We start from the raw sequence: 9,926 nt of genomic DNA on the forward strand, positions 1-9,926 counted from the left end.
ACATGCAGCCGGCCGCGCCGCGCGCTCACCGGCCAGTTGACTGTGCGCAGCTGGTCGCCGGGAACGTAGACGCGGATGTCGGCGTACTCCACTCCCGGGCCGATGTGGCGGGTCAGGTGAGTGCCCAGCCGATCGAGCAGTTCAGTCCGCGGGAGCGGCGTCGATTGCGGCGGGGCTTCGGGAAACACGATGATGTCCGCGGCATCGACCGTTGCCGTCCCCAACAGCAGGCCGCCGCGCGCGACGACGCCGACCGTGGCCCGGACCGGGTAACGGCCCCAACGTTCGGCGGATACCAGCACCGATTGCCTAACCGCAGAGTCTCGTTCGATCACATCGAGGTGCGTTCCGGCAACCGCCGCGACGGTGATTGTGACCGCAACGCCACCGGTCTCGGTCGTCGTCCACACATCCACCCGGCTCTGCTCCGTCTCGAAGCAGCGTCGCGACGCCGGCTCAGCGTGCACCTGAATTTTGGGCACCGGGCGCTGCCAGTTGACCGAACACAACACACCGAGGAGCGGTGCAGCGAACGCGATCAGCTGCCAGCGTGACGCGACCACCGCGACGGCCAGGGCAAGCGCGGCGCAGGTGGCGATGGAGCGTGCGAGGACCGACGCACGCCAATGCAATTCGACTTCGACGCTGCGTTTCTCAGTCACACCGCGCTCACGGCGTCGTTCCGCGCGCCCGTGGCACCGGCACCCGGCGCAACAATTCCTCGATGACATCGGAGCCCTGAATTTTCCGCACCCACATCTCGGGCCGCAGCGTGACGCGGTGCGCCATCGCCGCCGTGGCAAGCGCTTTGACGTCTTCGGGTATCACATAGTCCCGGCCCTGCAGCAGGGCGCGGGCACGAGCGAGTTGGACCAGGTCGAGTTCTGCGCGCGGGCTGGCACCGACCGCTACCTGGGGATGGTGCCGCGTCGCGGTGGCAAGCGACACCACATAGTTCAAGATGTCGTCGTGCACCGTCACCTGCTCGACTGACTCGCGCATCGCCACCAAGTCGTGCGCGTCCACAACTTGATTCACCGTCGGCTCGGCCGAGCCCCGATCCAGCCGCCGGCGCAGCATCGACGCCTCATCCGATTCGGACAGGTAGCGCAACTCGAGCCGGATGGCGAATCGGTCCAGCTGCGCCTCGGGCAACGGGTAGGTGCCTTCGTATTCGATCGGGTTATCAGTGGCCAGGACGACGAACGGGTCCGGCAGCCGGTGCGTGTGACCGTCGATGCTGACCTGCCCCTCGGCCATCGCCTCCAGCAGCGCCGCCTGGGTCTTGGGCGGTGTGCGGTTGATCTCGTCACCCAGCAACAGGTTGGTGAAGATCGGGCCGCGGCGGAACTCGAACCGCCCGGATTGCATGTCGTAGATCGTCGAACCCAGCAGATCGGCCGGCAGCAGATCCGGGGTGAACTGCACCCGGGTGAAATCCAGGCCCAGCGCCGCGGCGAAAGACCGTGCGATCAGCGTCTTACCCAGGCCTGGCAGGTCCTCGACGAGCACGTGGCCACGAGCCAGCACCGTGGTGAGGATCAGCTTGAGCGCCGCGCGCTTCCCCACCACCACACGGGAGATCTCGTCGAGCACCGCCTCACAGTGCGCGGTGGTCGTCCCGGCCGGCATGCTCATTTCCGCTGTCATACTCGCTCCAAGCATTGCAGTATTTCCTCGAGTACTTGCCGCCCCGGACCGGGCTCGCTGGCACGGGTACTCGAGACGTTGTCCGGGTTTACCCACTCCCAGAGCGTTGGACCGAACAACATGCGGCCGGTTGTGTGATATGCGGCCGGGTCTTGATACCTCCTTTGGCGGGTCGCCGTCTCGAAACGACCGGCAAGTATCGGACGCAGCCGGCGGTCCCAGTCTGCTCGAGTGGATTCCGACCAACGGATCTGCATCTCGGTGCGCGACAACCAGCTCCGCAGCGAGTCACCGTGGACATCCCTGGTCGACTGTGCCGATGCGGCACCCTCGTCGCCGCCCAGGCGATGGCGCAGTTGCAGGAGCACCACAGCGACGACCACTCCTGAGGTCCACAGCACGAAACGGCGATCGTGGAGTAGCAGGGCGAGCGCTTCAACGGCCACCACAGCGTAAAAACCGAGCACCACAAGCCGTTTCATCCCGGACGCCCCGCTTGCGCCGACAGCTCGACCAGGACCACCTGCAACGCGTTGACGGCGATCTCGCGGTGCTGCTCATTCATCACGTGCGGGCTGAACCGCGCTTCGGCGAACAGGTTCACCAGCTGCACGGCGTTCTCCGTGCTCAGCGATCGGTGTGCGACGGCACGGGCCAGCACTTCGGTCGGGGTGTCGAAGGCCTGAGGCGCGGAGCCGGGGATTTGAGCGAGCTCGCGTTCCATGGCTGCGTAGCAGGCGATGATCGCCTCGCGCGGTTCAAGGCTGAGATCACCGATTTCGGCGAGCCCGCGTTCTGCGGCGCGCGCCAGGGACTTCGGTTCCAGCGGCGAAGCGGAAGCCGGGGCACCGTCGTCGGCGACAGCCACCACCTCTTGAGGGCGCTTGCGGGATGCGACGAGGGTGGCCCCGACGAGGACCACCAGCAGCACCACCGTGCTTGCGGCGAGATAAGGCAGGACGTGCCCGCCGGTATCCGGCTGCGCCTTCGGCGCTGCGCTCGGTGGGGCGGCGGTGACGTGTGCTGCCGACGGCAACGTGCTTGGGCCAGTCGTCGACACCTGCGCACCGACCCCGCGTTGCAACAGATGCGTCGCCAGCGCCACTAGCAACAGCCATCCGGTCATCAGCGCCAGCCCGATCAGCAACACCCGCCAGCTCGGCCGAACGGCGTTGCCGCCGAGTCCGTCGGACAGGCTGCCGACAGCGGGTCCGGCCGCGCGCGGCTGCCGCAACCGGCTGATCACCGCAATGACGATGACGGCGAGCGACACCGCGAGCAGCGCGACGACCAACGCCAGGCTCACCGCACTGTTCCCGGCGTGCTCCCGCGGCGGCGTCCGCCTGCCGCCGGGCAGGTATCCGTGCAAGGCAGCCGCCACCACGATCAACAGCACGATCAGCGCGATAACGCGACTCGTCGCTTTATCCGGCATCGGCACACCACCTCGCGCCTTCCAATGTGCGGCACTGCTTAATCCTTGTGCAACGGCCTTCAGCAATCGCCGATATATCCACAGTAGGGATTTCATCCACAGGTCGGCCGTGTAGTCGTTGGCGGCACCGGAATTGTCGCCGGTGGTCCATAGCTTCGAGATATGGGTGAATCGGTGAGCACCGAGGCGGCAACGGAGCATATCCGGGCTGCTCTGGACGCCATCGACGCTGCCCATCACGTTCTACGCAACACCTCCTCAGACGTCGTCGGCAACCCGTTCCGTGTTGACGTGGCCGAACGTTTGGAGACCCAGGAGCGCACAAACCGCGGACTGATGTACCGGTTCTTCGGCGAAATCGCCGACCCACCCGACGACACGGAATGCATACCAGCGGTGCGCGACAGGCTCTGGGCACGGCTGCGTGTCACCCCCGGCGAAGTCATTCGACGCTTCCGGGTCGCAGCTCGGATTCGACCGCGGCGTTCACTGACCGGCCCCCCGGTCCGGCCGGAGCTGGCAGACCTGGGAGCGGCGGTCGAGGCCGGAGTGGTCGGCGAGGACCATATTCGTGCCGTGTGCCGGGCGCTTAATGTGCTGCCTTCGTGCGTCTCGCCCATCGATGCGGCGAACGTCGAACACACCCTGGTGCAGCATGCGGCCGAGGGCGACTCAGGCATCGTCACAAAAGTGGGCCAACGCATCGCCGATTACCTCAACCCCGACGGCAACTTCAACGAAACCGACCGGGCCCGCCGCCGCGGACTGCGCCTGGGCCGACAGGGACCTGACGGAATGTCACAACTGAAGGGATTGCTCGACCCCGAGGCCCGCGCTTACTTCGAGGCCGTCGAAGCGGCGGTGCGACCCGGTCGCCACCAGCCCGCGAGTATGGACGGCAACCTGGAACTGCGCGATGACCGCACATCCGCCCAACGTTGCCACGATGCGATGAAGCTCGGCCTGGAGACGGCTATCGCCTCGGGAAAACTTGGTGTGCACCGTGGGCACCCGGTGACCGTCATCGCCACGACAACGCTCGCTGAACTGGATCGAGCTGCCAACGCCGTAGTAGACGGGTCCATCCCGATGCCGGCACCGGCACATACCGGAAGCGGGTCCAGGCTGCCGATGCAGGACCTGATCCGGATGGCGAGCAACGCGATTCACTATCTGGCGGTGTTCGACAACCACACCTCCCGACCGCTTTACCTGGGCCGGCAAAGCCGCATCGCCACCGCCGACCAGAGGCTCGTCTGCTATGCCCGCGACCGCGGCTGTACCCACCCCAACTGTTTGGAACCGGGCTATCGCTGCGAAGTTCACCATTCCCCAGACTGGGCCAAAGGCGGCCAGACGGACGCGGACAAGCTGTACTTCGGCTGCGGCTCACACCATGGCATGGCGAGCCGTGGCGAGCTTCGCACCGAGGTCACTAAGAGCGGGCGGCTTGGCTGGACCGACGGCGCCCATCCACTCAAAGTCAACCAGGCTCACCACCCTGAGGAGCTGCTTCGCGGAGATCCCGGCCCGCCGGACGGGAACCGGTAGGCGTCCTGGCCGCCGTGACGTCAGCCTTTTGGTCGCCACACCCCGAATCGGTTGCCCTGTGGATCCTGCAGGTGGGCGAACTCGATTCGGCCGTTGTCAGTGAACGGCACGACCACCGTCGCGCCGAGTTCCGCTGCTTTCCCGATCGTCGCCTGCACGTCGTCGACCTGAACGTAGAAGATGGCCCACGACCCGCCGCCCGTCGTCGCGGTGTCCCAGACTCCGCCCTTGTCTCCCTCGACCGCACGGTAGCCGCCGGACTCCCCGATGTGCCAGTCGAACAGGCTTCCGTAGAACGCCGTCGTGGCATCGGCGTCGGCCGTCCCGATCTCGAAGTAGTTCACGACGTCGCTCATGATCGGCACCCTTTCATCCCGTACGCACTTGGCCGGCATCTCTGGTGACACCGTGCACCACGATCGTGGTGGTCTGCACAACCCAAGCTTCGTCGAGTCGCTCGTCCGGACGCAACAGCAGCCGCAGTAAGGTCGCTCCTCCGATCACCTCGATCAACCGGTCCGGATCGACGTCCCGATGTACCTCACCGCGCGCTACAGCGTCGGTCAACCGCTCCCGCACCGTGGTGAACAGACCTGCGAAACGCGACACCACCCGGGCATTGAGGTGCGGATCGGCGGTCATGTCGGCGACCAGACCGGGCAGAGCGGCACGAACCACCGGGCTGGTGAATACATCCCGGGTGGCCGCGACCATCGCCTGGATATCGGCCGCCATATCGCCCGCCGGCGCCACCAGCGCGGTCGGCGTCACTGGGAACGCGGCCTCATGCACCAGCTCAGCCTTGCTCGACCATCGGCGATAGAGCGCGGTTTTCGTCGTCCCCGCGCGTTCTGCGACAGCGGCCAGCGTGAGATTCGAATAGCCGATCTGCACGAGCAGTTCCGCAGCCGCCGACAATATGGCAGCGTCGATACGCGGGTCCCGGGGCCGCCCGGCGCCCGGGGCCTTGTCAAGAGAAGACGGCTCTGCTTTCATAACGCTACCCACCGTATCGTAATAGCCTTCAACGGAGGAGGCGCTCGTGGCGAGCCAACCGACTGTCGGAGATGTCGGCCGCCTGCAACGGTCGAGCCGCGACGTCGGCACCGTCCCCGCGGTGATCTCCCGATGGCTGTCAACGGTGCTTCCCGACGCAGTGACGCCGCGGGTGACGGTGGAAAACGGCATCGACACCACCGGAATGTCTTCAGAGACCATCATATTGACCGGCCGCTGGGACGAGAACGGAACGCCGGTCGAGCAGCGCTGGGTCGCCCGCGTCGCGCCCACCACCGAAGACGTACCGGTGTTCCCGTCGTACCGCCTCGATCACCAATTCGACGTCATGCGACAGGTGCGTGAGCTGACCGATGTCCCGGTGCCGCGGGTGCGCTGGATCGAGCCGACCGGCGACGTCCTCGGCACGCCGTTCTTCCTCATGGATCACGTCGAAGGCGTCGTTCCGCCCGACGTCATGCCCTACACCTTCGGCAACAACTGGTTCGCCGACGCGCCCACCGAGCGCCGGCGCGAGCTGCAGGATTCCACCGTCGAAGTGCTGGCCAAGCTGCACTCGATCCCGAACGCGAACAATACGTTTGCGTTCCTCAACGACTCCCGGCCCGGTGACACTGCACTGCGCCGGCACTTCGCATGGGTGCAGCACTGGTACGACTTCGCCGTCCCCGACATCGGACGCTCGCCTCTGCTGGAGCGCACCTTCGACTGGCTGCAGCAGCACTGGCCGGACGAGGCGGCTGCCGTTGACCCGGTGCTGCTGTGGGGTGACGCCAGAGTGGGAAATGTGCTGTACCGCGATTTCCGGCCGGTGGCGGTCCTGGACTGGGAGATGGTGACGGTCGGGCCGCGAGAACTCGACGTGGCGTGGCTGATATTCGCTCACCTGGTGTTTCAGGAACTCGCCGGTCTGGCAACGCTTCCCGGTATGCCAGACGTGTTGCGCGAGGACGACGTCCGCGCCACGTATCGGCAACTGACCGGAGTCGAGCTCGGCGACCTCGGCTGGTTCTACGCCTATTCGGCGGTGATGTGGGCGTGCGTCTTCATGCGCACCGGTGCCCGCCGGGTGCATTTCGGCGAGTTGCAGAAGCCGGACGATGTCGAGTCGCTGTTCTACCACGGCGCGTTGCTCAAGCGACTGATCGGAGAAGATCGCTGATGTTAGGCCCGCTCGACGAGTATCCGGTTCACCAGCTACCGCAGCCCATCGCCTGGCCGGGCCCGTCGGACCGCAACTTCTACGATCGCTCCTATCTCAACGCCCACGACCGCACCGGCAACATCTTCCTGATCACCGGCATCGGCTACTACCCAAATCTGGGCGTCAAGGATGCATTTGTGCTACTGCGCCGTGGCGACACCCAAACCGCGGTGCACCTGTCCGACGCCATCGACGCCGACCGGCTCAACCAGCATGTCGGCGGGTACCGGATCGAGGTCGTCGAGCCGCTGCAGAAACTTCGGGTCATCCTCGAGGAAACCGAAGGCATCGCAGCCGATTTGACGTGGGAAGGGCTGTTCGGCGTCGTGCGGGAGCAGCCGCACGTGATGCGCGCGGGCACGCGGGTGACGCTGGACGCCCAGCGGTTCGCGCAATTGGGCACCTGGCACGGACGGATCGCCGTGGACGGCGAGGAGATCGCCGTGGACCCGCAGACTTGGCTCGGCACCCGGGACCGGTCCTGGGGCATCCGGCCCGTCGGCGAGCCGGAACCGGCGGGCCGACCGGCCGATCCGCCGTTCGAGGGCATGTGGTGGCTGTATGTGCCGATGGCGTTCGACGACTTCGCCGTCGTGCTGATTATTCAGGAGGCACCGGACGGATTCCGTTCGCTCAACGACTGCACCCGCATCTGGCGTGACGGCCGGGTCGAGCAGCTGGGTTGGCCGCGGGTCACCACGCGCTACCGGCCCGGTACCCGCATCCCGATCGGAGCAGTGATCGAGGCCAGCTCCGCCGACCTCACACCGATACGCTTGGACGTCGAGTCGAAACTGCCGGTACCGATCCATGTCGGCGGCGGCTACGGCGGCGATTCAGATTGGCAGCACGGGATGTGGCGAGGCGACAAGTTCACCGAGCGGCTGACCTACGACATGACCGACCCGGGGATCGTCGCGCGGTCGGGATTCGGGGTCATCGACCACGTCGGCCGGGCATTGTGGCGCGACGGCGACGGCTCGGCAGTCGAGGGCTGGGGTCTTTACGAACACGGCGTACTGGGCCGACACGATCCGTCCGGCTTCGCCGACTGGCTGGCTGTGGCGCCCTAGGAACCGACGCGTCAGCGGCCGCGTCGAATCAATCCGCGAGCTCGTCGATGATCGCGGCCAGAGTGTGCGTTCCCAGCGGCGCGGGCTGGTAGAGGCAGACGGTCGGGTTGCGGGGAAAAGCGATCGCGACGGTGGTCAGCAAGTTCAGACCGGGCACGGTGGCCGCCAGCGTCAGCGGAGCGAGCCCTCGAAGGTGGCAACGCCGGTGGCTCCCGCGTCGCGCAGCTCCCGGGCGCGCTCGGCGGCATTGGTGAGCCCGTACAAGGCGGCGAAGACCTTCACCCGCGCAGCCTACTCAGTGACCACGACCGCCGGGGATGGGGTTGACTGGTGCCCATGTCCGCTGAGCCCGCTGTCCCACCGGCGGATTGGACCGCCGATGTCGTCGTCGTCGGCGCCGGCTTCGCGGGACTCGCCGCGGCAAGGGAATTGGTGCGGCAGGGCCACGATGTCCTGGTCCTGGAAGGCCGCGACCGGGTCGGTGGACGATCGCACACCGGGCACGTGGCTGGGATACCGGTCGACCTGGGCGGCACATTCGTCGGCCCCACCCAGGACGCGGTTCTGGCGCTGGCCGCCGAACTCGACATTCCGACCGTGCCGACCTACGACGACGGCGCCAACCTGATCCGGTGGCGGGGCATGATTCGCCCTTATCGCGGCACCGTCCCCAGGCTTTCGCTGGGCGGATTGCTCGACATCGCCCGGGTGCGCTGGCAATTCGAACGCATCGCCCGCAGCGTTCCGCTGGCTGAGCCGTGGACCGCCAGACACGCGACCTGGCTGGACAGCCAGTCGCTGGCACAGTGGCTGCGGTCGGTGCGTGCCGGCGTCACCGCGCACGACCTGCTGGCCATCATGGCCCGAGTCACCTGGGGCTGCGAGCCCGACGAGGTGTCGATGCTGCACGCCGCCCGCTATGTGCGGGCAGCCGGCGGCCTGAACCGGCTCCTCGACGTCGAGGGCGGCGCGCAGCAGGACCGATTCGCGGCGGGCACGCAGCAGATCGCCGAAAGGTCAGCGGCCGAGCTCGGTGACCGGGCGCTCTTGAGCGCCGCCGTCCGTCGCATCGAGCAACATGCCAATGGTGTGACGGTGACCTGCGAAAAGGGCAGCGCTGAGGCCAGATTCGTCATCGTCGCCGTCCCCCCGGCACACCGCGCCAGTATCGAGTTCACGCCCGCGCTGCCCGCCGAATACCACCAGCTCGCCACCGGCTGGCCGCAGGGCCGGCTCAGCAAGGCCTACGCTGCCTACACCACGCCGTTCTGGCGGTCCGACGGATATTCGGGCGAAGCGCTGTCCGACGAGGGCCCGGTGTTCATCACCTTCGATGTCAGCCCGCACGACGATGGGCCCGGCATCCTGCTGGGATTCGTCGACGCCCGCACCTTCGACCAGCTCTCGGCTGACCAACGCCGGCACCACGTGCTGACATGTTTCGCGTCGCTGTTCGGCGACGATGCGCTCAAACCCCTCGACTACGTCGACCACCGTTGGAGCGCAGAGGCTTTCGCTCCGGGCGGTCCGACCGCTGCGGTGCCGCCCGGCTCGTGGACACGCTACGGCCCATGGTTGCGTTGCCCGGTCGGCCCGATCCACTGGGCCGGCACCGAAACCGCCGACGAGTGGACCGGCTTTCTCGACGGCGCGGTGCGGTCCGGACAACGCGCGGCCCGCGAGGTCGCCGCCCGGTTAGGAGCTGATGCGCCGGGCGCCGACAACAGACTCCGCGAGTGACCGCAGCTCCCGGTTGACTCGCTGCGGCTGTTCCAGCATGGCGCAGTGGCCGCCGGGCAGCTCGACGAGCCCGACACAGTGCGGCAGGCTGCGCGCGAGCCTGCGGGACTGGCTCATCGGCGTGAGCCGGTCACGTTGGCTGCCGATGACCAGCGCCGGCACCGTCAGGCCGGTCAGGCTGATGTGACGGCTACCCACCCCGGTGGCCAGCATCTTCGCGCAGCCCCCGCGGCCCGCCGCCGACGTGGCGGTGAAC

11 protein-coding genes and 1 pseudogene are annotated in these 9,926 nt (G+C 67.2%); 4 read left to right on the forward strand and 8 right to left on the reverse strand.

Annotated features, from left to right (window positions below):
- From WA317_RS03290 to WA317_RS03305, 4 genes are all read right to left on the reverse strand, one after another.
- The coding region (locus tag WA317_RS03290; RefSeq protein ID WP_425171680.1) for a DUF58 domain-containing protein at positions 1–662 on the reverse strand (662 nt) is incomplete at its 3' end.
- 7 nt (positions 663–669) lie between these two features.
- Entirely contained in the window at positions 670–1,638 is a 969-nt protein-coding gene (locus tag WA317_RS03295) for an AAA family ATPase (RefSeq protein ID WP_425171690.1), read from the reverse strand.
- 8 nt (positions 1,639–1,646) lie between these two features.
- Complete coding sequence (locus tag WA317_RS03300; RefSeq protein WP_425171681.1) at positions 1,647–2,132, reverse strand: hypothetical protein; 486 nt, start codon at positions 2,130–2,132, stop codon at positions 1,647–1,649.
- Complete coding sequence (locus WA317_RS03305; protein WP_425171682.1) at positions 2,129–3,085, reverse strand: DUF4129 domain-containing protein; 957 nt, start codon at positions 3,083–3,085, stop codon at positions 2,129–2,131. Before WA317_RS03305 ends, WA317_RS03300 begins: the two co-directional genes overlap by 4 nt.
- 162 nt (positions 3,086–3,247) lie before the next feature.
- On the opposite strand from WA317_RS03305, the gene WA317_RS03310 reads away from it, so the two are divergent.
- Positions 3,248–4,636 (forward strand): HNH endonuclease signature motif containing protein, encoded by a 1,389-nt coding sequence (locus WA317_RS03310; protein WP_425171683.1) that lies wholly within the window; start codon positions 3,248–3,250, stop codon positions 4,634–4,636.
- Positions 4,637–4,656: 20 nt separating this feature from the next.
- Here the strand turns inward: WA317_RS03310 and WA317_RS03315 are convergent, their stop codons facing one another.
- Both WA317_RS03315 and WA317_RS03320 read right to left on the reverse strand, forming a co-directional pair.
- Positions 4,657–4,992 carry a VOC family protein gene (locus tag WA317_RS03315; RefSeq protein WP_425171684.1) on the reverse strand — a complete coding sequence of 112 codons (336 nt, stop codon included), beginning with the start codon at positions 4,990–4,992 and terminating at the stop codon, positions 4,657–4,659.
- 13 nt (positions 4,993–5,005) lie between these two features.
- On the reverse strand, positions 5,006–5,632 hold the full coding sequence (locus tag WA317_RS03320; RefSeq protein ID WP_425171685.1) for a TetR/AcrR family transcriptional regulator C-terminal ligand-binding domain-containing protein: 627 nt from the start codon (positions 5,630–5,632) through the stop codon (positions 5,006–5,008).
- A 46-nt stretch (positions 5,633–5,678) separates the two neighbouring features.
- Between WA317_RS03320 and WA317_RS03325 the strand changes: the two genes are divergently transcribed.
- Together WA317_RS03325 and WA317_RS03330 are read left to right on the forward strand one after the other, a co-directional pair.
- Positions 5,679–6,815 carry a phosphotransferase family protein gene (locus WA317_RS03325; RefSeq protein ID WP_425171686.1) on the forward strand — a complete coding sequence of 379 codons (1,137 nt, stop codon included), beginning with the start codon at positions 5,679–5,681 and terminating at the stop codon, positions 6,813–6,815.
- On the forward strand, positions 6,815–7,930 hold the full coding sequence (locus tag WA317_RS03330; protein ID WP_425171687.1) for a hypothetical protein: 1,116 nt from the start codon (positions 6,815–6,817) through the stop codon (positions 7,928–7,930). Before WA317_RS03325 ends, WA317_RS03330 begins: the two co-directional genes overlap by 1 nt.
- Before the next feature lie 85 nt (positions 7,931–8,015).
- Here the strand turns inward: WA317_RS03330 and WA317_RS03335 are convergent.
- Positions 8,016–8,212, reverse strand: a pseudogene (locus tag WA317_RS03335) (LLM class F420-dependent oxidoreductase); the annotation flags it as partial.
- 54 nt (positions 8,213–8,266) lie between these two features.
- Here WA317_RS03335 and WA317_RS03340 point away from each other — a divergent pair.
- Positions 8,267–9,670 (forward strand): flavin monoamine oxidase family protein, encoded by a 1,404-nt coding sequence (locus WA317_RS03340; protein WP_425171688.1) that lies wholly within the window; start codon positions 8,267–8,269, stop codon positions 9,668–9,670.
- Here the strand turns inward: WA317_RS03340 and WA317_RS03345 are convergent.
- On the reverse strand, positions 9,626–9,926 hold a 301-nt coding region (locus WA317_RS03345; protein ID WP_425171689.1), incomplete at its 5' end, for an alpha/beta fold hydrolase. The two genes, WA317_RS03340 and WA317_RS03345, sit on opposite strands and share 45 nt — an antisense overlap.

The sequence above is a fragment of the Mycobacterium sp. genome, assembly GCF_049802695.1.
In the GTDB taxonomy this organism is placed as follows: domain Bacteria; phylum Actinomycetota; class Actinomycetes; order Mycobacteriales; family Mycobacteriaceae; genus Mycobacterium.

Coding starts and splice junctions, on each gene's coding strand:
- WA317_RS03340 (WP_425171688.1), top strand. CDS start 8,267: ATGTCCGCTGAGCCCGCTGTCCCACCGGCGGATTGGACCGCCGATGTC.
- WA317_RS03295 (WP_425171690.1), bottom strand. CDS start 1,638: ATGAGCATGCCGGCCGGGACGACCACCGCGCACTGTGAGGCGGTGCTC.
- WA317_RS03310 (WP_425171683.1), top strand. CDS start 3,248: ATGGGTGAATCGGTGAGCACCGAGGCGGCAACGGAGCATATCCGGGCT.
- WA317_RS03330 (WP_425171687.1), top strand. CDS start 6,815: ATGTTAGGCCCGCTCGACGAGTATCCGGTTCACCAGCTACCGCAGCCC.
- WA317_RS03305 (WP_425171682.1), bottom strand. CDS start 3,085: ATGCCGGATAAAGCGACGAGTCGCGTTATCGCGCTGATCGTGCTGTTG.
- WA317_RS03315 (WP_425171684.1), bottom strand. CDS start 4,992: ATGAGCGACGTCGTGAACTACTTCGAGATCGGGACGGCCGACGCCGAT.
- WA317_RS03320 (WP_425171685.1), bottom strand. CDS start 5,632: ATGAAAGCAGAGCCGTCTTCTCTTGACAAGGCCCCGGGCGCCGGGCGG.
- WA317_RS03300 (WP_425171681.1), bottom strand. CDS start 2,132: ATGAAACGGCTTGTGGTGCTCGGTTTTTACGCTGTGGTGGCCGTTGAA.